This is a genomic window from Mesorhizobium ventifaucium (assembly GCF_935822925.1).
Classification (GTDB): Bacteria; Pseudomonadota; Alphaproteobacteria; order Rhizobiales; family Rhizobiaceae; genus Mesorhizobium; species Mesorhizobium ventifaucium.
Genome location: NZ_CAKXZS010000012.1, coordinates 16,715 through 38,225, shown reverse-complemented (window position 1 = coordinate 38,225; position 21,511 = coordinate 16,715). Strand labels below are relative to the sequence as shown.

At 62.4% G+C, this 21,511-nt stretch carries 23 protein-coding genes and 1 pseudogene; 9 read left to right on the top strand and 15 right to left on the bottom strand.

The annotated features are described in order from the left end of the window. Window positions 1-11: 11 nt before the first annotated feature. From NMG70_RS11190 to NMG70_RS11180, 3 genes are all read right to left on the bottom strand, one after another. Window positions 12-1,013, bottom strand: a complete 1,002-nt coding sequence (locus NMG70_RS11190) for an LLM class flavin-dependent oxidoreductase (RefSeq protein WP_254024569.1) — start codon at window positions 1,011-1,013, stop codon at window positions 12-14. Between the two features lie 157 nt (window positions 1,014-1,170). Next, window positions 1,171-2,340 carry an AI-2E family transporter gene (locus tag NMG70_RS11185; RefSeq protein WP_254024568.1) on the bottom strand — a complete coding sequence of 390 codons (1,170 nt, stop codon included), beginning with the start codon at window positions 2,338-2,340 and terminating at the stop codon, window positions 1,171-1,173. Window positions 2,341-2,561: 221 nt separating this feature from the next. Continuing rightward, window positions 2,562-3,620: an LLM class flavin-dependent oxidoreductase gene (locus NMG70_RS11180; protein WP_254024567.1), complete on the bottom strand. Its 1,059-nt coding sequence runs from the start codon at window positions 3,618-3,620 to the stop codon at window positions 2,562-2,564. A gap of 231 nt (window positions 3,621-3,851) precedes the next feature. Here NMG70_RS11180 and NMG70_RS11175 point away from each other — a divergent pair, with 231 nt between their 5' ends. After that, the gene (locus tag NMG70_RS11175; protein ID WP_236368518.1) at window positions 3,852-4,280 is read left to right on the top strand and encodes a DUF6481 family protein; all 429 of its coding nucleotides are present in this window, start codon (window positions 3,852-3,854) and stop codon (window positions 4,278-4,280) included. Between the two features lie 202 nt (window positions 4,281-4,482). Here NMG70_RS11175 and sugE read toward each other — a convergent pair whose 3' ends face one another. Together sugE and NMG70_RS32650 are read right to left on the bottom strand one after the other, a co-directional pair. Further along, window positions 4,483-4,797: a quaternary ammonium compound efflux SMR transporter SugE gene (sugE, locus tag NMG70_RS11170; RefSeq protein ID WP_254022176.1), complete on the bottom strand. Its 315-nt coding sequence runs from the start codon at window positions 4,795-4,797 to the stop codon at window positions 4,483-4,485. Window positions 4,798-4,989: 192 nt separating this feature from the next. Next, window positions 4,990-5,115, bottom strand: coding sequence for a hypothetical protein (locus tag NMG70_RS32650; protein ID WP_023801558.1), 126 nt, complete (start codon window positions 5,113-5,115; stop codon window positions 4,990-4,992). Between the two features lie 209 nt (window positions 5,116-5,324). Between NMG70_RS32650 and NMG70_RS11165 the strand changes: the two genes are divergently transcribed. After that, entirely contained in the window at window positions 5,325-6,134 is an 810-nt protein-coding gene (locus NMG70_RS11165; RefSeq protein ID WP_254024566.1) for a transglutaminase-like domain-containing protein, read from the top strand. On the opposite strand, the pseudogene NMG70_RS11160 reads toward NMG70_RS11165, so the two are convergent. Further along, window positions 6,131-6,301: pseudogene (locus tag NMG70_RS11160) on the bottom strand (hypothetical protein); the annotation flags it as partial. The gene NMG70_RS11165 and the pseudogene NMG70_RS11160 overlap by 4 nt on opposite strands. An 87-nt stretch (window positions 6,302-6,388) precedes the next feature. Next, window positions 6,389-7,975: an adenylate/guanylate cyclase domain-containing protein gene (locus NMG70_RS11155; RefSeq protein WP_254024565.1), complete on the bottom strand. Its 1,587-nt coding sequence runs from the start codon at window positions 7,973-7,975 to the stop codon at window positions 6,389-6,391. Window positions 7,976-8,592: 617 nt separating this feature from the next. Between NMG70_RS11155 and NMG70_RS11150 the strand changes: the two genes are divergently transcribed. Beyond that, window positions 8,593-8,997 carry a GFA family protein gene (locus NMG70_RS11150; protein WP_254024564.1) on the top strand — a complete coding sequence of 135 codons (405 nt, stop codon included), beginning with the start codon at window positions 8,593-8,595 and terminating at the stop codon, window positions 8,995-8,997. A gap of 4 nt (window positions 8,998-9,001) precedes the next feature. Here NMG70_RS11150 and NMG70_RS11145 read toward each other — a convergent pair whose 3' ends face one another. Further along, window positions 9,002-10,276, bottom strand: a complete 1,275-nt coding sequence (locus NMG70_RS11145) for a DNA recombination protein RmuC (protein ID WP_254024811.1) — start codon at window positions 10,274-10,276, stop codon at window positions 9,002-9,004. Window positions 10,277-10,381: 105 nt separating this feature from the next. Here NMG70_RS11145 and def point away from each other — a divergent pair, with 105 nt between their 5' ends. From def to truA, 4 genes are read left to right on the top strand one after another with little or no spacing between them, the layout of a single operon-like run. After that, window positions 10,382-10,924, top strand: a complete 543-nt coding sequence (gene def / locus NMG70_RS11140) for a peptide deformylase (RefSeq protein ID WP_254024563.1) — start codon at window positions 10,382-10,384, stop codon at window positions 10,922-10,924. A 9-nt stretch (window positions 10,925-10,933) separates the two neighbouring features. After that, window positions 10,934-11,869, top strand: coding sequence for a methionyl-tRNA formyltransferase (fmt, locus tag NMG70_RS11135; RefSeq protein ID WP_254024562.1), 936 nt, complete (start codon window positions 10,934-10,936; stop codon window positions 11,867-11,869). Beyond that, window positions 11,866-12,375, top strand: a complete 510-nt coding sequence (locus NMG70_RS11130) for a GNAT family N-acetyltransferase (protein WP_254024561.1) — start codon at window positions 11,866-11,868, stop codon at window positions 12,373-12,375. The genes fmt and NMG70_RS11130 overlap by 4 nt, the downstream gene beginning before the upstream one ends. A gap of 17 nt (window positions 12,376-12,392) precedes the next feature. Beyond that, entirely contained in the window at window positions 12,393-13,154 is a 762-nt protein-coding gene (gene truA, locus NMG70_RS11125) for a tRNA pseudouridine(38-40) synthase TruA (RefSeq protein WP_254024560.1), read from the top strand. A gap of 264 nt (window positions 13,155-13,418) precedes the next feature. Here the strand turns inward: truA and NMG70_RS11120 are convergent, their stop codons facing one another. The 6 genes from NMG70_RS11120 to dapD all read right to left on the bottom strand — a co-directional run bounded on the left by NMG70_RS11120 (window position 13,419) and on the right by dapD (window position 18,768). Next, entirely contained in the window at window positions 13,419-14,024 is a 606-nt protein-coding gene (locus NMG70_RS11120) for a transporter (RefSeq protein ID WP_254024559.1), read from the bottom strand. Window positions 14,025-14,026: 2 nt separating this feature from the next. Beyond that, window positions 14,027-15,226 (bottom strand): succinyl-diaminopimelate desuccinylase, encoded by a 1,200-nt coding sequence (gene dapE, locus NMG70_RS11115; protein ID WP_254024558.1) that lies wholly within the window; start codon window positions 15,224-15,226, stop codon window positions 14,027-14,029. A 289-nt stretch (window positions 15,227-15,515) separates the two neighbouring features. After that, window positions 15,516-16,523 carry a GGDEF domain-containing protein gene (locus tag NMG70_RS11110; protein ID WP_254024557.1) on the bottom strand — a complete coding sequence of 336 codons (1,008 nt, stop codon included), beginning with the start codon at window positions 16,521-16,523 and terminating at the stop codon, window positions 15,516-15,518. Window positions 16,524-16,770: 247 nt separating this feature from the next. After that, window positions 16,771-17,493, bottom strand: a complete 723-nt coding sequence (locus NMG70_RS11105; RefSeq protein ID WP_254024556.1) for a hypothetical protein — start codon at window positions 17,491-17,493, stop codon at window positions 16,771-16,773. Between the two features lie 21 nt (window positions 17,494-17,514). Then, on the bottom strand, window positions 17,515-17,886 hold the full coding sequence (locus NMG70_RS11100) for a DUF805 domain-containing protein (protein ID WP_301555147.1): 372 nt from the start codon (window positions 17,884-17,886) through the stop codon (window positions 17,515-17,517). A 27-nt stretch (window positions 17,887-17,913) separates the two neighbouring features. Then, window positions 17,914-18,768, bottom strand: a complete 855-nt coding sequence (dapD, locus tag NMG70_RS11095; protein ID WP_254024554.1) for a 2,3,4,5-tetrahydropyridine-2,6-dicarboxylate N-succinyltransferase — start codon at window positions 18,766-18,768, stop codon at window positions 17,914-17,916. A 175-nt stretch (window positions 18,769-18,943) separates the two neighbouring features. On the opposite strand from dapD, the gene NMG70_RS11090 reads away from it, so the two are divergent. After that, entirely contained in the window at window positions 18,944-19,783 is an 840-nt protein-coding gene (locus tag NMG70_RS11090; protein ID WP_254024553.1) for an LOG family protein, read from the top strand. Between the two features lie 42 nt (window positions 19,784-19,825). Here the strand turns inward: NMG70_RS11090 and NMG70_RS11085 are convergent, their stop codons facing one another. Further along, on the bottom strand, window positions 19,826-20,533 hold the full coding sequence (locus tag NMG70_RS11085; protein WP_254024552.1) for a pyrimidine 5'-nucleotidase: 708 nt from the start codon (window positions 20,531-20,533) through the stop codon (window positions 19,826-19,828). A 162-nt stretch (window positions 20,534-20,695) separates the two neighbouring features. Here NMG70_RS11085 and NMG70_RS11080 point away from each other — a divergent pair, with 162 nt between their 5' ends. Next, window positions 20,696-21,457 carry a GGDEF domain-containing protein gene (locus tag NMG70_RS11080; protein ID WP_254024551.1) on the top strand — a complete coding sequence of 254 codons (762 nt, stop codon included), beginning with the start codon at window positions 20,696-20,698 and terminating at the stop codon, window positions 21,455-21,457. The last annotated feature ends 54 nt before the right edge of the window (window positions 21,458-21,511 follow it).

Genomic DNA, 21,511 nt, shown 5'->3' with positions numbered 1-21,511 from the left:
CGCAAAGACCATCAGGCCGCTTCCGACAGCGATTTGTGGACGTCGGCCAGGATCTCGAAGGATCGCACCCGCGCTGCGTGCTCGAAAATCTGCGCGGTAACCATCAGTTCGTCGGCGCCGGTGCGCTGCACGAACGCCTCGATGCCTTGCCTGACCGTTCCAGGAGCGCCGACGACGGCGCAGGACAGCGCCTGGCCAAGCATGGTTTTGGCCATCGGGTCGAGGTCGCGCTCATATCCCTCGACCGGCGGCGGCAGTCGGCCGGGTCGGCCGGTGCGCAGATTGACGAAGGCCTGCTGCAGCGAAGTGAACAGCAGCCGCGCCTCGGCGTCGGAGGGTGCAGCGAACACGTTGAGGCCGAGCATGACATAGGGCTTGTCGAGCTGCTTCGACGGCTGAAAGCGCGAGCGATAGATATCCAGTGCGTGGTCGAGTTCGGCCGGTGCGAAATGCGAGGCGAAAGCGTAAGGCAGGCCGAGCATGGCGGCTAGCTGCGCGCCATAGAGGCTTGAGCCCAGAATCCAGATAGGCACCTGCTCGCCCTCGCCGGGCACGGCGCGGATACGCTGACCGTCTTCTGCCGGCTGGAAATAGCCCATCAGCTCGACGACATCCTGCGGGAAACTGTCGGCGCCTGCCTCGAGGTTGCGGCGCAGCGCGCGCGCCGTGCCCATGTCGGTGCCCGGCGCCCGGCCGAGGCCCAGGTCGATACGGCCTGGATGCAACGCGTTAAGTGTGCCGAACTGCTCGGCGATGACCAGCGGCGAATGGTTCGGCAGCATGATGCCGCCGGCGCCGACGCGTATCGTCCTGGTGCCGCCAGCGACGTGGGCAATGACGACGGAGGTGGCGGCGCTGGCGATGCCCGGCATGTTGTGGTGCTCGGCCAGCCAATAGCGCCTGTATCCCAGCCGCTCGGCATGGCGGGCGAGATCGAGCGAATTGGCGAGCGATCGCGAGGCGTTGCTGCCTTCGACGATCGGCGACAGGTCGAGAACGGAAAGAGCGGTCATGGGCGGGGATCCTGTGGACGGGAGGGATGTAGGAACCGACCGCGACGGCCGCAAATTCAAAAAATTGAACAGACGCCGCGCGTCAAACCAGGCGCAAAGGACGCTCTGGCATTTTGAATCCGAGGGACCCCCTCCGGAGCCTGTCCCGCTTCTCGGATCATACGCCCGCAGCCGTGCCGGTTTCTGAGATCTCTTCGTCCTCAACCGCCGTATGTTGCGCGGCCAGGAAATTGCCGACATGGCTGAGCCCGTCGAAGTGGTCGCAGAACACCTTGATGACGACCAGCAGCGGCACCGCCATCAGTGCGCCGACGAAACCCCACAACCAGGACCAGAAGGCGATGGCGATAAGAATTGCCACTGCATTGATCTCGAGGCGGCGGCCAACCACCGTCGGCGTCACGAACTGGCCTTCGATGACGTCGCACAAAATGACGAAGGCTGGCGCCAGCAGCGCATAGGAGATCGTCTCGAAGCTGATCAGCGCGATGACGGTGACCAGCGTGATCGTAATCAGCGCACCGATATAGGGCAGGAAATTAAGCAGAGCCGCTGCCGCGCCCCAGACCTGGGCGTTGGGCACGCCGAGGGCCCACAGGCCGAGCCCGATAACCGTGCCGAGACTCGCGTTGATGACAGTGACGGTAAGCAGATAGTGCGAGATTTCACGTTCGACGTCGTAGACGACGCGCAGCGCCCGCTTCTTTTCGCTGAGACTGGGGAAGGACTGGACAATCTTCTCATAGAACATCGTGCCGGAGGCGAGCAGGAAAAGCGACAGGACGAAGACGATGGTGATGCTGGTGCCGGCCGACAGCACATTGCCGGCGGCTTGCGAGAGAATGCCCGATGGCGCCATGGCTACCCTCTGAATGCCGGGCTGCTGGGAGGTCTGCGTCAGTCCCTCTATCTGCCGCGCAATCTCAATGATCCTTTCGAACGGACGCCGCAGTTGCGCCAGACGTTCCGCAAGCTGCTGGCCGATCACCGAAGTGTTGTTGATGAGGTCGATGACCGGGCCGCTGAGCAGATACCCTGCGACGGCGATGACGCAGAACGACAGCAGCACCAGCAACGTCGCCGACATCACATCGGGCATGCCATGCTTGCGCAGGAAGCGGACGATCGGCGTCAGCGTCAGTGCCAGCAGGAAAGCCAGAATGACCGGCATGAAGAAGGCACGGGCGAAGTAGAGCGCGTAGATCGCCATGAGGATGAAGATGCCAACGAGCAGCGACCGCATCAGATGGGTATCCGCACGCGCCTCGGCGAACGGATCCGGGCTATCGGCATCGCCTGCGCCCGGAGCGGCTGGTTCGGCTTTCATTCTGGCCCTCGGCGGCACACCGCGATTGGCGTAGACCGTGGGCGGAAACGCCTTCACGGCTTCAAAGTTCCGTTAGAGCGACGTGCGTCCACTTGGAGGCACAACGTGCGCTCTAACACTTATGTCTACGCATCGTGCTTTCCGAAAATCGATCCCGATTTTCGGGCCGATGCGTTAGCCGGCGTCGATGATGACCTTAGCCCTACGGCCTGGTCGGAGAATCAGGCCTGCGCTGCCACGGCAGGGATTGCCTTCGCCGTTTCCTTGCGCACGATCGGCGCCACCTTGGTACCGTAGAGCTCGATCGCCTTCATGATCTTGGCGTGCGCCATGGTGCCGATCGCCATTTGCAGCAGGAAGCGGTCGTTGCCGAATATCCTGTGCTGGGCAACGATCTTTTCGGCCACCTGTTCGGGATTGCCGACGAACAGCGCGCCGTTCGGGCCGCGCGATTGGTCGAAATGCGCTCTTGACGTCGGGCCCCAGCCGCGCTCGCGCCCGATGCGGTTCATCACCTCGGCCTGCGGCCCATAAAAATCGTTAGCCGCCTGGTCGGTGGTCGCGGCGATGAAGCCGTGCACGTTGAGGCTGGTGGCGAGACCCGCCGGATCGTTGCCCGCCCGTTTGGCCGCCTCCCTGTAAATATCGAACAGCGGCGCGAACCGCGCCGGCTCGCCGCCGATGATGGCCAGCGCCAGCGGCAGGCCGAGCGCGCCGGCCCGCGCGGCGGATTGCGGGGTGCCGCCGATCGCGATCCAGATCGGCAATTTGTCCTGGAACGGGCGGGGATAGACGCCGCGATCGTTGATCGCAGCGCGCAGCCTGCCCGACCAGCTCACCTTGACATGATCGCGAACGGCAAGCAGCAGATCGAGCTTTTCGGCAAAGAGCTCGTCATAGTCTTCGAGATTGTAGCCGAACAGCGGAAAGGATTCGATGAACGAGCCGCGCCCAGCCATGATCTCGGCCCGGCCACTGGATAGAAGGTCGAGTGTCGCAAACTGCTGGAACACGCGGACCGGATCGTCGGAGGATAGCACGGTGACCGCGCTGGTCAGCTTTATGCGCCGGGTGCGCTCGGCCGCCGCGGCCAAGGCTACGACCGGCGCTGAAGCCGCATAATCGGGACGGTGATGCTCGCCCAACCCAAACACGTCGAGGCCGACCTGGTCGGCCAGCTCGATCTCCTCGATCAGGTTGCGCAGACGCTCATGCGCACCGATGGCGCCTAGGCCTGGTTCCGGGCTGACGTCGGCGAAGGTGTAGAGACCGAGTTCCATTATGTGTCATCCTGGTGTTTTGTTTTTCGCGCTACAGGTAGCGACCAGTCCGCCGCACCGCCAGAGGGTCGGATGGTGAACAGTGCATGTCCGTTTCGGCCGAATTCAGCCGAAAAGGCGTCTCCCGACTGCAACAGCTCAGAATTTCATGGCTGGCATACCGTTTTGGCGCTTGAACTCTGGGTTTTCACGCGTATGTAAGCCTCGCAAATTGACTTCAGGGAAGTGGACTTGGCTATCTATAGGGAAAAAGACGTTTTCGAGCGGCGCAATGCCGCAAACGAGGCAAAGAAGGCGCTTCTCGAGCGCTTCAAGGCAAAGCCGGCAGCAGACGATCCGGCAGTGCTGGCACGACAGGCCGAACGCAAGGCGATCCTCGAAGCTCGTGCGATACGTGAGGCCGAAAAGGCCAGGCTGAAGCAGGAGAAGCTGGCGCGCGAAGCGGCCGAAAAGGCCGAGCGCGAAGCTGCTGCCGAAGCGGCGCGTATCGCTGCGGAAGAAGCGGCACAGGCGGAAGCGAAGATCCGGGAAGCCGAAGAGAACGAGCGCATCGCTCGTTTGCTTGCCGACGAGGCCGAGCGCAAAGCCAAGCGCGACGCGCGCTATGCGGCGCGCAAGCAGCGCACCGGCAGGGCGCCTCCAGGCTTTTCCGCTCGCTAGCGCTCCTACAGCGCGATTCACTAATCAAATTCAGGGCCGCCTTGCAGCGGCCCCGAAGGCGTTTGGGTTGCGGCCTTGCAGCAAACTAATGCATGTCGCGCAAAAGCATGCGCTCGGGCCTGACCAGGGAGTGCGCAGCGGTTTTGCGATAACGACATGCCTTGAAACAGGAACCGGAAGCGCGTCGCATGTATTCGGCGCGTTAGGTCGCGAGCTTCAATCCCATGATGCCGCAGACGATGAGTGCGATGCAGGCCAGCCTGATCGCGGTCGCAGGCTCACCGAGCAGCCAGATGCCGAGCAGCGCCGTGCCGACGGTGCCGATGCCGGTCCACACCGCGTAGGCCGTGCCGACCGGCAGCGTCTTTAGCGCCAGTCCGAGCAAGGCGAGACTGACGACCATCGAAACAACCGTCAGGACGGTCGGAAGCGGCTTCGAAAAGCCGTCAGTGTATTTGAGGCCGATCGCCCAGCCGATCTCGAACAGCCCAGCGAAGAAGAGAAGAATCCACGACATCGGAACGCTCCTTTGGATTGCGGGTCGTCCCGGTCTTTTCGCAAAGCGCGAAGTCGTCTTCGCCGCATTGATATGGAAATTTCGGGTGCTCAATCAACACCAGCGCCGACGGCACTTCAGGACCGACCAATCGCTGAATGTCGATGGCCCTGAAATGCCGTCGGTCATGACCTTGCGCCGAAACGCCGAGGCTCACTTGTCTTTGAGTTTGGTCGCCTTGACGGGCGGCGCTTTCAGGGTCGGGGCAGCGGCAGGTTTCTTCGCGTCCTTCTTCGGCTTGCGGGCTTCTTTGCCCGCCTTCATCGCACCTTTAGCCATGATTCGTTCCTCCAATTGTGGCAAGCGAATGAACCAAGAGAAACGCCCGACCGCAAGAGGCATTATCTGGCGCCGGCGCCAGCCGTCGGCTGTCAATCGTTTCTAATTCGCTCGTAAACCGCGCCGGTCCGTGCGATGATCTTTTTTGCACTGCAGCAACAGCCCGCGCCTTCGCCGGGTGATGATCCGGCAGGCCGGTCAGGACGACAATGCGAATCCATATCGGCTGCGAGATGAGCTTCGACTTTCCGCAGGAAACGCCGCTGATTGCGATGCTCAACGTTCACTATTCCCGCGCGTCCGATCTCGAGCGGCCGGATTTCCTGACTTCGAATCCACCGGTGCCGATCGAGAGCTACCGCGACAGTTTCGGCAATTGGTGCAATCGTCTTGTCGCCCCGCCCGGACGCTTTACCTTCGGCACGGACGCGGTGATCCGCGATCCCGGAAGCTTCGAGATTGGCGATCTGATGGCGTGGCAGCACGAGGTGCGCGACCTGCCGTCCGAGACGCTGCTGTTCTTGCTGCCGAGCCGCTATTGCGAGAGCGACGTGCTGGCGAACGAGGCGTGGCGGCTGTTCGGCCACACGCCGCTCGGCATTCCACGCGTGCAGGCGGTTTGCGATTTCGTCCACAACCACATCAGCTTCAATTACGGCAACGCGCGGCCGACGCGCACGGCAGCTGAGGCCTACCGTGAGCAAAGCGGCGTCTGCCGGGACTTCGCCCATCTCGCCGTCGCCTTCTGCCGCGCCTTGAACATCCCAACGCGCTACTGCACCGGCTACATCAGTGACATCGGCCTGCCGAAACCCTGGTCGGACATGGATTTCGCCGCCTGGATGGAGGTCTATCTCGGCGGCCGCTGGCATGCCTTCGATCCGCGCAACAATGCGCCGCGCATCGGCCGTATCCTGATCGCCTCCGGCCGCGATGCTGCCGATGTGCCGCTGACCCATATTTTTGGGCCCGGCACGCTGGCCGGTTTCAAGGTCTGGACGAACGAGATCGTCGACTAGGCCGTGTGGAGAGTTAGCGCAATCACAAGGCATAGCCGCGAGAGTGACAACGCGCGGTAATTGCGAGCGGTTTTCTCGAAGCGTGTTGCGACCCGCCGGAACTGCTTGAGTTTGGAGAAGCAGCACTCGACGAGATGACGCTGCGCATAGAGGCGCCCTGACAGGGGGACAGTTTTTAGAGGCGGCCTACATAGATTAGCTTGCACTGTAGTGGCGCTTGCCAAAGTCTCAAATGCGGTCAGACGTTCAAGAACCTAAAAAGCGGCGGGCTTGCTTCGGATGGTTAAGGCCAGGAGCGCCTCCGAAAGTCGTTTCTTCGCCCGCTCGACCCCGTTCTCGTCGATTGCTTCAACATCGAGGAACAGGTCGAGGCCGGTCGCGTGCTCGCTGATGACCTGAGGGCGCTGGGCCAGTTCACCCAGGAGGCCCTCGACTTCGTAGGGGACGACCTCCCGGCTGATCCCCTTCATGGCAATCGGTGCTAACGGACGCGCTCGGACAAGGTCGCGGACGAGCGCGTAAGTCTCATAGCTGAGGCAGATGCCGCCGGGCTCGGCAATCGACTGCAGACGGGCCGCCAAGTTCGCTTCGGCTCCGATGATCGTGTAGTCCATCCGATCATCGGAACCGAAGTTCCCAACATTGCAATAGCCCGTGTTGATGCCCATGCGAGCTTGGAAGGGCCGTTCAACTCCGCGGTCACGCCACACCCTGTTCAACTGCTCCAGCCGACGCTGCATGTCGACAGCCATGCGCAAGCAGGCTCTCGCGTCTTCCTCGACGCCTTGCGTCTCGGGGTCTCCGAAGAACACAAGAAGCGCGTCGCCGATGAACTTGTCGACGGTGGCGCCGTGTTTGAGCGCGATCGTCGACATCTCGGTGAAAAACTCGTTGAGGAGAACCGTCAGGTCCTCGGGCTGGAGCCGTTCCACGATCGCCGTGAAATCCTTGACGTCGGAGAAAAAGATCGTGAGCTTCTTGCGCTCGGTCGCGATGGTGACGTCTTTCTGGCCGCTGAAGATGCTTTTGTAAATTTGAGGCGAGAGGTATTTGGCGATCTTCAATGAGATCGCGGCCAGGAAGTCGTTTGCCTCGGAAAGCTCCTTATTGATGCCCTGAACCAAGGCGGACTGCCGACGCTGCAGGAGAATGAACGTCAGGCCCGCCGCCGCCGCGAAGCCGAAATATAGGAGCAGATACTTGAAAGCGAGGACGTTCGCAGCGATGGGCTGCTTGACTGATATCTCCTGGATCCCTCGGACGTCCCCTACCTTCCAGTCCGTCTTGGGGCTGTCCGGGTGGGAGTTATGGCAGGTTACGCAGACTTGTCCCATTACAACCGGGGCGGCGGCGCGGACGTGCCGGTCAAACAGCGAACCCGAGACTTCGATGATCGGCTCCCTCGGGTTGGCGCGCAAAGCAAAGATTGCATTCCGCTCGAATACATCGAGCTGGTGGGGGTCGCGACCTTTGAAAGGTAGATCCGAGACGAACCGATATTTGACCGACCCGTCGTGAGCGCTGATGCGCTTGCCGAGTTCGATCGAGAGGGTTGCTGGAATAGGGATCGCGCCTGGCACGTCCCGGTAGTTGTGCGTCGCGGTCACGGCGTCGTCTGCTTGCAGCACGCGCCCCACGACTTCGCTGCCGTAGAATCCGCGCATTTCGTCGATGATCCGGCTGATTTCGCTGGCTTGCGTGCGCAGCATCCGTTCCGATAGGTCTCGGAGATCGAGCCAGGCTGCGACGGGCAGACCTATAAGGCCGATGACCACTGCCGCCACCAGGAGCGGTCCCATGGTGCGCTGCTCACGCGCAATCTGTTCACCCAGTCCAGCCATTGTGCAAGCGCCCGGCAGTGATTGGTATCTGAACTATAGCTCATTCCCGGCACGGTACCAGCGTCAGTCTTGGCTCGATGAAAACACGTCAGCCCTGCAACGGCGCACCGACCTTGAGCGATTGTTGCTAAGCCCCACCCTCACAGCGGATTTCGCATTCTGGCGCTAGACGGGCAGTGAATCAGTGAAGGGGATGTAGCAAAGTGGCCCGGAATGCGCTCCGCGATAGCCGCTCAGGGGTCAGAAGTTCACCTCTGGCAAGGTTGAGGCTTCTGCGGCCGGAGAGCGCGTCGGAAAAGAAAGTGTCCCGCGAAGCGTGTCCTTCGGCGCCCGGCCAACTGCGGACTGTTCTCCCGCGGGGAGAAGGAACGCCCAAAGCCACTGTCCGACTCTCTAGGGCTTTGGCGTATCGCTTTGAACGACTGGAGAGCTCGTGCGTTGTGCTGCGTGTGGAGTTTCGGCGCATGGATCGATAGGCTCACAGCGCATTGAAACGAGGCAGCACACCATGGCGGGTCCCGAAAAGTGATCTACGCGGCGCTCGCCGCACCATACTATGTGTCCAAACGGGCGCACCTCGCTCTAGCATTGCCGAACGGGTTTTGGGAGGAATGAAGATGAAGATCGACGGCGGGTGCCATTGCGGCGCCATCACTTACGAGGCGGAAGTCGATTCGGAAAAGACCAGTATCTGCCACTGCACCGATTGCCAGCAACTGACGGGCACGGCCTTCCGCGTGACCGTGCCGGCGCCGGAGGACCACTACCGGATCACCAAGGGCACGCCGAAGATCTACATAAAGATAGCATCGAGCGGCGCCAGGCGCGCCCAGGCCTTTTGCGGCGAGTGCGGTTCGCACCTCTATGCCACGTCGGTTGGCGACGGCCCGAAAGTCTACGGCATCAGGGTCGGCACGGCGCGGCAGCGCGAACAACTGATCCCGAGAAAACAGATCTGGCACCGCTCGGCGCTGCCTTGGCTGCCGGAGTTCGAAGGCACGATGATCGTCGAGGAGCAGTAGCCTTTCAGTCGTCGCCTTCGACCACCCTTAGTCTCAGCTGACCTGTCTTGGAGTCGGCGACGCGCGCACCCGCTTCTGCCCTGGCGCCGGCCCCGTGTGTCGTCTCGGCCGATCCGGCGTCGCCCTCCGTCGGCTGCGCGCCGAACTCCAGCGCCTCGATCTTCTGGCCGCGCTTGGTCACCTTCGATGTCGAGACCAGAATATCGTCGATATCCTTGGCCGACTGGCCGAAATGGCTCTGCAGCTTGCGCACCCGCTCGTCAAGGCGAGAGACGTCCTCCATCAGCCGGATGACTTCGCCCTGGATCAAATGCGCCTGCTCGCGCATGCGGGCGTCCTTGAGAATCGCCTGGATGACCTGGATCGACAGCATCAGCAGCGACGGCGAGACGATGACGATGCGGGCGCGGTGCGCCTTGTGGACAATTCCCTCGAAATTCTCGTGGATCTCGGCGAATACCGATTCCGACGGGACGAACATAAAGGCGGTGTCCTGCGTCTCGCCCTGGATCAGGTATTTTTCGGAAATATCGCGGACATGCACCTCGATATCGCGCCGGAACGCTTGTGCGGCGACCTTCTGCAAATCGGCGCCTTCGGCGGCACGGATGCCATTCCAGGCTTCCAGCGGAAATTTGGCGTCGATGGCAAGTGCGGGCGCGCCGTTCGGCATCTTCACCAGGCAGTCGGGCCGGCTGCCGTTCGACAGGGTCGCCTGGAATTCATAGGCGCCGTGCGGCAGGCCATCGGCGACGATCGCCTCCATGCGCGACTGGCCGAAGGCGCCGCGCGTCTGCTTGTTGGAGAGGATTGCCTGAAGTTGCACGACCTGGCTGGCGAGCGACTGGATGTTCCCTTGCGCTGTATCGATGACCGCCAGCCGCTCCTGCAGTTTGGCGAGGCTCTCATGCGTCGATTTCGTCTGCTCGGTCATGGTCTGGCCGAGACGGCCGGTCATCGCGTCGAGACGCTGGCCGATCGACTGCGTGAGTTCGGCCTGCCGCGCCCCGAACACTTCGGCGATGGCGCCCATGCGGCCCTGCATCTCGGCCTGGCTTGCCAAGATGCCGGCCATCCGCGCCTCGGCGTCGCGGGCGTGGTCGGCGGCTTCCGCGGCAGCCACCGCACGCGCCTTGGCCGAGCGCCAGAGCGCGACGACGAGCGCCACGAACAGGCCCAGGAACAGGACCGCGCCGAATGTCAGTGCGTGGCCGAGGGTGATCGTGGTGGCACCGAGCCGGGCAATCGGTTCGGATAGGATGGTGGTCAGGTCGTTCATATCAGACAGCATAGATGATTCGGTCTGACGGCACAGATCAAAACGTGAACGGTGCTGCAACTGCCCCGGTTGACGCTTTTCGTGCGAGGTCTTAGGTGAGACGCCATGCCGATCAAGCCGCTCATCATCCTTCCCGATCCCGTCCTGCGCCAGGTTTCGAAACCGGTCGAGCGCGTCGACGGCGCTTTGCGCAAGCTCGCCGATGACATGCTGGACACCATGTATGATGCGCCGGGCATCGGCCTGGCGGCGATCCAGATCGGCGAACCGCTGCGCATGCTGGTGATCGACCTCGCCAAGGAAGACGAGACGCCGGCGCCGCATGTCTTCATCAATCCCGAGATCATTGAGAACGCCGATCAGCGCTCGGTCTACGAGGAGGGTTGCCTGTCGATCCCGGACTACTATGCCGAGGTCGAGCGCCCTGCCGCCGTGCGGGTGAAATATCTCGATCGCGACGGCAAGCTGCAGGAGATCGAGGCCGAAGGGCTGATGGCGACCTGCCTGCAGCATGAGATCGACCATCTCAACGGCGTTCTGTTCATCGACCACATCTCGAAGCTGAAGCGCGACATGGTGGTGAAGAAATTCAAGAAGCTCGCCAGGGACAAGTCCGGCAACAAGGCGCCGGGCAAGTTGGTGGGATAGGGCTCAAAAATGCCCTTGCGCGTCATCTTCATGGGTACGCCCGAATTCTCCGTGCCGACGCTGCGGGCGATCGCGGATGCCGGACATGAGATAGAAGCCGTCTACACCCAGCCGCCGCGCGCCGCCGGCCGCCGCGGGCTGGAACTGACGCCGTCGCCGGTGCAGCGCGAGGCGGAGCGGCTGGGCATCGAGGTGCGGTCGCCGGTGTCGCTGAAAAGCGAGGCCGAGCAGCAGGCGTTCCGCGCCTTGCGGGCCGATGTCGCCGTGGTCGTCGCCTATGGATTGCTATTGCCCAAACCGATTCTCGAGGCGCCGCGGCTCGGCTGCCTCAATGGTCACGCGTCGCTGCTGCCGCGCTGGCGCGGCGCCGCTCCCATCCAGCGTGCGATCATGGCCGGCGATACCGAGACAGGCATGATGGTGATGCGGATGGAAGAAGGCCTGGACACCGGCCCGGTGGCGATGGTCGAAAAATGCGCCATCGGCCCCGATATGACGGCCGGCGAACTGCACGATCGGTTGATGCACATTGGTGCCGCGCTGATAGCGGAAGCGCTGGCACGAATGGAACGGGATGCCCTGACATTTACTGCACAGGCGACGGAGGGGGTGACCTACGCCGAAAAGATCGATAAAGCGGAGACGCGCGTGGACTGGAGGCGGCCTGCTGGCGAAGTCCACGATCATATTCGCGGCCTGTCGCCCTTTCCCGGCGCATGGTGCGAGATCGAAATTGGCGGCCGCTTGGAGCGGCTGAAACTGCTTCGCTCGACGCTTTCAGATGGCGCCGGCGAGCCGGGAGGAATTCTCGATGACCGGCTGACGGTCGCCTGCGGGTCAGGCGCGATCAGGTTGGTCGAAGTTCAACGTGCGGGCGGAAGGCCCATTGCCGCGCAGGAGTTTCTGCGCGGGGCCAAGCTCGAAAAAGGAATGAAATTCTCATGAGCATGATGTCAATACGCGCGGCAACACCGCGGGACCGCGAGGCGATCCGCCTCGTCGAGGAACACGCATTCGGCCAGCAGGCGGAGGCCGGATTGGTCGACGCGCTGGTCAGCGGCGGCGATGCCGTCGTCGAACTGGTGGCGGAAGAAGATGGACAGGTGGTCGGCCATATCCTGTTTTCGCGGCTTTTCGTGCATAACGGCGGCAAGAACTTTCCCGCGGTGGCGCTCGCGCCTCTGGCGGTCGAGCCGTCATTCCATGGCACCGGCATCGGCGGTGCGCTGGTCCGCGAGGCGCATATCCGCCTGAAGGACGCCGGCGAGGTGCTGGCGGTTGTGCTTGGCGATCCCGCCTATTATGGCCGCTTCGGCTACAGTCACGCGCGCGCCGAAAACTTCGAAAGCGAGTACCAGGGCGACGCGCTGCAGGCGCTCGCGTGGGGCGAAGCGCCTGAGACTGGCAAGCTGCTCTATGCTTCGGCTTTCGGCACCGCGCTCGCCGCCTAACCTCATCCTGCTTAGGAATGCCGCGTTTTCGCCTCGACATCGAATATGACGGCAGCCTCTATGCCGGCTGGCAGCGCCAGGCGGACCAGCCTTCGGTGCAGCAGGCGATCGAGCAGGCGATCGAGAAATTCTGCGGCGAACAGGTCTCGCTGCGCGGCGCCGGCCGCACCGATGCCGGCGTCCACGCGACCGGTCAGGTGGCGCATGTCGATCTCGTCAGGGCATGGCCTGACGACAAGGTGCGCGATGCCGTCAACGCTCATCTGCAAGCGGCCAAGGCACGCATCGCCATCCTCAGGGCGGCTGTGGTGCCGGATAGCTTCGATGCGCGTTTCTCGGCGATCGGCCGCCACTATCTCTACCGCATCGTCAACCGGCGCGCGCCGGCGGCGCTCGACAAGGGCAAGATCTGGTGGGTGCCGAAGCGGCTCGACGCCGAGGCCATGCACGAGGCGGCAAAGGTGCTGCTGGGGCGGCATGATTTCACCACGTTCCGCTCGACCCAGTGCCAGGCCGACAGCCCGGTCCGGACGCTCGACCGGCTGGATGTCAGTCGGCTGGGTGATGTGATCGAAGTGCGAGCCTCGGCGCGCTCGTTCCTGCACAATCAGGTGCGCTCGATGGTCGGCTCGCTGAAGCGCATCGGCGAAGGCGGCTGGACAATTGCCGACCTGAAGGCGGCGCTCGACGCGCGCGACCGTGCAGCCTGCGGCCAGGTGGCGCCGCCCGACGGACTTTTCCTCGTTGCTGTGGACTACCCGCAGGCCTCGGATGAGTAAAAAATCAGTTCTCGTCCCCTTCGACCATTATGGGAGTTGGCGCTGCCCCTCATCGCCCTGCCGGGCACTTCTCCCCGTATAGTGACGGGGAGAGGCTGGCCGCGGCATCCTGCTTGCAACGCTGGTGGTTGGCAAAATCGTTGATGAAAACTTCCCTCTCCCCGTCACTGTACGGGGAGAGGATGCCGGCAGGCAGGTGAGGGGCAGCGCCAACGTCAGCAAGCGAAACCACACCAGGAATTCGGATAAATTCACTTAGATGCTTCAAGTCCCGGTCGCGCTCGGCGCACCGATGCCGAGCAGCGCCTGCAGGCCGAACAGAACGACCAGCGACGCCACGAACATTCCGGCGAAGACAGCGCTGCCGACAGCCGCGCCCCTGCCGATGGCGAGGTTTGTCATCCGCCAGGTCAGGATCATCGACAGCGCAAACAAAAGCAGCGACGCCAGTGCGGCGAACTCGTTGGTGGACGGCAGGAAAAGCCTGATCAACGCCGCTGGCAGCATTATCCAGGCGATGATCGCCGACGCCCAGTTGCTGGCGACGACATAGTGGACGAAACGCCCGCCAATGCCGGCGCGCGGCGCGACGAGGGCAAGGCCGACAAGCGGCAACACCCAGACGGCGATGTCGACCGTCGCCAGACGGATCAGCATGCTGAAGCGTCCGGCGAATGCATTCGGATCGCCGATCTCGTTGGCAAGGCCGACCCAACCGACGATCAGTGCCGGTGCCGCGACGACGATGGCGAAGAAGGAATTCCAGAAACCGTCGGCCGAAAGGTCGAACTGGCGCAGCCCATCGGCCTTGCCGAGCATCAGTCGCCAGGCGCCGTTCAGCGAAGCATAGGTTTCATCCGACGAAAGCATGATTACGATGCGCCTTGCTCGAACCAGTCTTCGATGAAGTGCTGATAGATCTGCGTCAGCGTCTCGAGGTCGGCAAGCGCGACGCGTTCATCGACCATGTGCATGGTCTTACCAACCAGCCCGAACTCGACCACCGGACAATAATCCTTGATGAAGCGGGCGTCGGAGGTGCCGCCGGAGGTGGAAAGCGCCGGCTTCCTGCCGATCACCGCCTTGACCGAACCGATGAGCGCTTCGATCAGCCGCTCGTCGCGGGTGAGGAAGACGTGGCTCGGCCGGTCGCGCCAGACCAGTTCGTAATCGACCGGCGTCGTCTTGCCGGCCCGGTATTTCTTTCGCTTCGCCGCCTCGTCGAGACGGTTGTGGATTTCCGCCTGGATGGTCTCGGCGGTCCATGTGTCGTTGAAGCGGATGTTGAAGGTGGCGGTCGCCTTTTCCGGAATAACATTGGTGGCCGGATTGCCGACGTCGATCGAGGTCACCTCCAGATTGGTCGGCTGGAAGTCCTTGGTGCCCTTGTCGAAGACTGGGTGCAGCAAGGCTTCGACCAGCGTCATCAGGCCGCGCACCGGATTGTCGGCAAGCTGCGGGTAGGCGGCGTGGCCTTGGCGGCCGTTGACGATGATGCTGCCGGACAAAGAGCCACGCCGGCCGATCTTGATCATGTCGCCCAGCGCATCGGGATTGGTCGGCTCGCCGACGATAGACGCATCCCATTTCTCGCCCTTGGCGACCGCCCATTCGAGCAGCTTTGTCGTGCCGTTGATGGCCGGCCCTTCTTCGTCGCCGGTGATCAGCAGCGAGACCGAGCCTTTCAGGCCGCCTTTCGACTCGAGATGGCGCGCCACGGCGGCGATGAAACAGGCGATGCCCCCCTTCATGTCGACGGCACCGCGACCGAACATCTCGCCCTTGGCGATCTCGGCAGCGAAAGGCGGATGCGTCCATGAGGTCTCGTCGCCGACCGGCACCACGTCGGTATGCCCGGCGAACATCAGGTGCGGACCGTTGCCGGAGCGCCGCGCATAGAGATTTTCGATATCGGGCGTGCCGTCCTCCGAAAACACCGGGCGCTCGACGGAAAAACCGAGTGGTTTCAGCATTGTTTCCAGCGTGCTCAGTGCCCCGCCCTCAATGGGTGTCACCGAGGGGCAGCGGATGAGGGCGGCGAGATTTCCAGCGGGATCGGTCGGCAACGTCATGGGCAAAAGCGTTAGTCGAAAGCGCAAGGCCTGTCACGACCAGACATAAGGTCCAGCCATCCCGCCGACATTATGGTTTTCATGTCGTATTGTCGCAGGCCTGCTGCATGTCGCCCAAAGGCAATTGCCTCGGACTTGACCCGTGCGGGCGCAGCGGTTTTGGGCAAATACGCATAAAGCAAACAAAGGCGTAAAGTGGCGTCGCAGGAGTCGCTTCAGACGCGACACTTAGGCGGGATATTGGATGGCCGGATGCGGCAAAAGGCCCCAATAACCGCTGTGGTGGTCGTCAGTTCGCGGCCCGGGCATGCGCCCAGTAACGGCCCTTGCCGGTGCGTTTGGCTTCATAGAGCGCGTGATCGGAGCAGGTGAGAAGAAGTTCCGGCTCGCCGCCGTCGGCAGGCGCGAAGGCACTTCCAATGCTCAACCCGATGGGTATTGCGGCGCCCACGCCAAGTTCGAAAGGTACCGAAATCTTCTCAATGGCGCGCTTTGCCAGGTAGTTGGCTTCGATCTCGGATGTGTCGGGCAGCAGGATGACGAATTCGTCACCGCCGATGCGAAAGACCACATCCCCCGGTCGGAAAGCGCGTTGCAATCGTTCGGCCACCTTGCGCAGCAGCATGTCGCCGACCGCGTGGCCGAAGCGGTCATTGACGTGTTTGAAGCCGTCGAGGTCCATGCTGAGAACGGCAAACGGCCTGCCGCCGTTTGCTGCCGGCGCCGCAAGCTCGCTGCACATGCCGCGCAGTTTCTCCTGAAGGAAGATGCGGTTTGGCAGGCCGGTCAGCGCGTCCTTGATCGCCAGATCGCGATTGTCCAGTTCGGCGCGGATCATGCGCGCGTTGATCGCATGATTTTGAAGCAGCACGATGATGACGCCGGCCACATAGAAAGGCGCTTGAAATCCGACGATCGACATTCCGGGCGCCGGAGATAACAGCGCGCCAACCAGGAAAGGCAGACTTACGGCCAGCATGACGAATATGGCGTAGCGCGGCGTCGCTGCGTTGCGCGACGAAACCACTCCCACGACGCCTGCGACGTTCAAGGCAGCCAGCACGGCGAGCGCCATATCCCCCCTGACGACGCAGCCATAGCAGCCGAGGCCGAAAATCACCGACCATGACCCACCGGCGGCCATGAGGCCTGCCAGCGGCCCCGTTCCCCCGAGCTTGCGGGCCCGCTCACATTCCCGCATGAGCAGGAAGCGGACGGCAAACAGGACGAGGTCGGCCGCCATCCAGGCGTAGGGCCACCGATCGCCGGTGACGACCGCGGCGCCGACTGCCAGCACCAGGACGCTGATGGTGCCGAACAGGACAGCGAATTTGCGGTCGAAAGTGGTGTCGAGAAGCCGCGCGCGGACCGCTTCCGGTTCCGCTCTGATCGGTGAAGAAAACCAGGCGAACAGCCGCGCGCCGGCACTTCGCTTTCCGCGCGGTTTCGGGTTGGCCAGGGGTTCGTCGTGTGCCGGTCGAGTGCTCCGTGCCGGTCGACACAGTCTTCACGGGGCATGCTGGACCAAGGTGATTAAGATTAGCTTAGGTACCTGGACGAGCCGACCGCAACGGACCGTCGATCAGCGTGATCTTTTGCCAGATCTTCCGCGACAGATTGGAGCCCAGGGACTCGATGTCGTTGACGCCATCGACGACCACATCGTCGTTGACCGATTGCGCGAACAGCGCGGCGATCTTGCCGGTGATCGACAGCATTTCGGAGCAATAGTCGAGATAGCGGGCGAGATCGGCACGGTCGGTTATGCGTGCCGGTGAATGCGATGTCGGCTTGAAATCGGCTGAAAGGGCTGCCGGATCCTTGGTCAGCTGATGCATGTCGATGACATGGATCAGCGATCGCAAGCCATGAAGCTTGCGAAACACCTGCTTGCGCTTGATGCGCTCCTCGGTCCGGATCAGGGCCAGGAAGCCGAGCATCGCGAGGATGATCATGTTGATCAAGGATTCGATGCCTTGCACCGACTGGATGGCATCCTGGGTGCCGGAGATACGGCCGAGCGGCAGAATGGTGCCGACGAACAGGAACGTCAGCGCGCCGGCGGCAATGGCGGTGATGACGACGCCGCGCAGCCACCAGATCGGCGCTTCCAGCGCCTTCGCCGCCTTGGCCAGATCACGCGACAGCGACACAAGTTCGATGGCGACGCCACGCAAGCCTGCATCGGGAAACCGCTCGGCGACGCGTTTTTCCAGTCGCTCGGCGGTTTCGATGATCAGTTTCGCATCAAGCGTGCGGTAGCGCATGGCTAGATACCCGCCCGGCGCTCAGGATTCGGCCGGCGCATTGGTGTGTTTGCCGTAGCGGTTGGGTCCGGGATCACTTTTGAAAAAGGCCAAAATGACAAGCAGAATGGCGCCGACGATGAGAGAGATCAATGCGTAGTAGGTGGGCTTGCCGAAATCATGGAACCGCTTCGCAGTTAGCGCAAAGGTCGACCATGTCGAGACAACCACAGCGATCCACCAGGCGAGCGCCCAGTACTGACTTGCAGCAGTGCCCTGCGGCGCCCGCGAGAACTGGTAGAGCAGAAAAAGCTGAACGAGGAGCGGCAAAAGACCCGCCAAAACATAGGCACTGGGGTTCACTCGCCCGGAAAGGCTGAAGAAAAGCCATAGAAATCGAGGTCTGTCGAGCAAGCGGGTACGTCCGTTTCTTTGAAAAGATCAATCGCGAAGCAGTTCATTGATCGAGGTTTTGGAACGGGTCCTGGCATCGACCCGCTTGACGATGACGGCGCAGTAGAGGCTGGGACCCCAGTTTTCACATGGCACGTTCTTGCCCGGCATCGTGCCCGCCACCACCACTGAATTGGCCGGCACTTCGCCGTAGAAAACCTCGCCGGTGGCACGGTCGACAATCTTGGTCGACTGGCCGATGAAGACGCCCATGCCGAGAACCGAGCCCTCGCGCACGATGCAGCCTTCGACCACTTCGGAGCGTGCGCCGATGAAGCAATTGTCCTCGATGATGGTGGGGCCGGCCTGCATCGGCTCCAGCACGCCGCCGATGCCGACGCCGCCCGACAGATGCACATTCTTGCCGATCTGGGCACACGAACCGACCGAGGCCCATGTGTCGACCATGGTGCCGCTGTCGACATAGGCTCCGACATTGACGAAGGACGGCATCAGCACGGCACCTGGCGCGACGTAGGCGGAGCGCCGCACGATCGATGACGGCACGGCGCGGAAACCTGCCTTCTCGAAATCGATGGCGCTCCAGCCGTCGAATTTCGACGGCACCTTGTCCCACCACACGGCCTGGCCCGGACCACCCTTGATGATCTCCATCGGGTTGAGCCGGAACGACAGCAGCACCGCTTGCTTCAGCCACTGGTTGACATGCCATGTGCCGTCGGCCTGGCGCTCGGCAACGCGGGCGACACCCCGGTCGAGCAGGTCGAGCGCCGACTGGATGGCGTCGCGGGTCGCGCCGCGGGTTGCCGTCGAAATCGTCTCGCGTTCCTCGAAGGCGGTTTCGATGGTCTTTTCGAGGCTCGCCAGATCGGGCTTCGACATGAATTCGCTCCATTACCAAGCTGTTAAGGGGCCGCACCTTAACCTGTTTTGAAAGTCGCCGGACCCTATGTGAAGGCTTGGTGAGGGTCAATCGCGGCTGCGTCACGGGACGGCGCAAGTGAATAATTGGGCAAGTGAATAATTGGGCAAGTGAATAATTGGACGGGTAGGCAATATGACTCCTATGGAAAAGGCGGGGTGGACGCCGCTGCCGCATTCGGACGAGGATCTGGAGCGGTCGAAAAGCGTGCCGGACACGCCACAGACGCGTGCCGAGACCTACCGGTTGGCCTGGAACGATCCCGACTTCATGACACGGCGCGAATTGCGCGCGGTCAGGCTGCAGCTGGAACTGTTGAAGCCGGAGATGATCCTGGCCGAGCGCGGCATCCGCTCGACCGTCATCCTGTTCGGCGGGGCGCGCATCCCCGAGCCGGGCGGTGAAGCCTGGGCGGCCAAGAACGAGACGCAGAAGAAGAACCTCGAGAAAAACAGTAAATATTACGAGGAAGCACGAAAATTCGCCCGCCTCTGCTCGCAGCAGTCGGCCACCTCATATTATCGCGAATTCGTCGTGGTGACAGGCGGCGGGCCCGGCGTGATGGAAGCCGGCAACCGGGGCGCCGACGATGTCGGCGCCCCGTCGATCGGCCTCAACATCGTGTTGCCGCACGAGCAGGCGCCGAATGCCTACGTGACGCCGGAGCTCTGTTTCAACTTCCACTATTTCGCGGTCCGCAAGATGCATTTCGTCATGCGCGCCAAGGCTGTCGCGGTGTTTCCGGGCGGCTTCGGCACGATGGACGAATTCTTCGAGACGCTGACCCTGATCCAGACCGGCCGCATGGAGCGCGTGCCGGTGATCCTGTTCGGCAAGGCGTTCTGGAAACGGGCGATCGATCTCGATTTCCTCGCCGAGCAAGGCACGATCACCCCCGGCGACCAGGACATCATCGATTTCGTCGACACCGCCGATGAAGCCTGGGGGATCATCAGCCGCTTCTATCAGCTTTAGGCCGCGGACTGCGGTATCGGTCCGGCTCTACGAAGCAACGGCTCAAGCGGTGACGTCGACGATCGCGGTGAGGAATTCGGCAAGATTGTCGGTGACGAAATCCACAGCGTCCTCGTTGGCCGGGTCACGTTCCCAGATTTCCGAGAAGGTTGGCTCGAAGTTGCGCGGCACGACCAGCACCGTGGTCATGCCCAGCGATTTCGGCACGGACAGGTTGCGGGCCAGATCCTCGAACATCACCGCATTGTGGCCGGTGACCGCGTGGAGTTCCGCGAACTTTTCGTAGGTGCGGCGCGCCGGCTTGGGGTTCAGCCCGGCAGCGACGATATCGAAGATGTCGTCGAAATGATCGAGGATGCCGAGTTGGCGCGCGGTGCGTTCGGCATGCCTGCGGTCGCCATTGGTGAAGATGAACTTGCGGCCGGGAAGCTGGCGTATGGCAGTGCCGAGAACGGGATCGGGGACCAGCCAGGAATAGTCGATATCATGGACCTTCTCGAGAAAGTCGTCGGGATCGATGCCGTGGCGCGCCATCAGGCCGTTCAGCGTCGTGCCATATTCCCGGTAGAGTTCCTTCTGCAGCTTGCGGGCATCGTCGCGTGGCAGCGTCAGCAGTTCTCCGACATAGGCGGTCATCTTTACGTCGATCTGCGAGAACAGGTTCGAATGGTGCGGATAGAGCGTGTTGTCGAGGTCGAACACCCAGTCGGTGACATGGGCAAAGCGGGCGGGATCCGGGAACGTGGTCATGCAACCTCTTATGGCACGAAACAATGCTTTTGGCAGAGGCTTTATCCACAACTTATGCGCGTCACGAGTGGCGAAAATGGCGCGATGATTCAAGTTTTAGGCATCGCCGAAAGGTGCCATTCAGGGCTTGCTGGCAAACAGACGGTCCAGGGGGAACCAGCGATGAGCCGCATATTTCTGAAGTCTGCCGCCGTCGCTTTCGCCTCCCTCGCAGTCTCGCTTTTGTTGACGCTGATCGTCGTTCCGGCAATGGGCTTTCCGATCAACCGCACGATCTGGCTGACATCCACGGTCTGCCCGCTGGCGCTCGCCTGGATCGCCAGCGCCTACACGTTCTGGCAGGGCGAGAGGTTGAAAAGTGCCCATCGCGACCTCGCCCGCGCTCATGCCCAGCTCGCCGAAGCGCATCGGCGTCTGTCGGAGAAGGCAAGCCGCGACGACATGACCGGCATGCTCAACCGCGAGAGCTTCTTTGCGGCGCTCGAGGCCTCCCGGCGTAAATCCGATCGCGGTGCTTTGCTGATCATCGATGCCGACCACTTCAAGCTCATCAATGACAGCTACGGCCATCTGACCGGCGACGACGCGCTGCTCCTGATTGCCAGCGCGATCGAGCGCGGCGTGCGCAGCGGCGACGTGATCGGCCGCATCGGCGGCGAGGAATTCGGTGCGTTTCTGGTCGGCGCCACCGAACAGGAAGCCAAACGCGTCGCTGAACGCATTCGCCGTGAAGTCGAGCTGATCCGCTTCCGTCCCGTCGATGAGCGGGTCATACCTCTCACCGTCAGCATCGGCGGTGTCACTTGCGGCGAGGATGCCGGCGTATCGGATCTGATGCGTGCCGCCGACCGCCGCCTTTACCAGGCCAAGGATCGCGGCCGCAATCGGACCATCCTGGACAGGGACGTTTCCGAAGCGGCCTGAGCGGTCCCATCTTCTCGGCTTCCGGCCTGCCGAGCGACCATCAGGCGTCTAGAA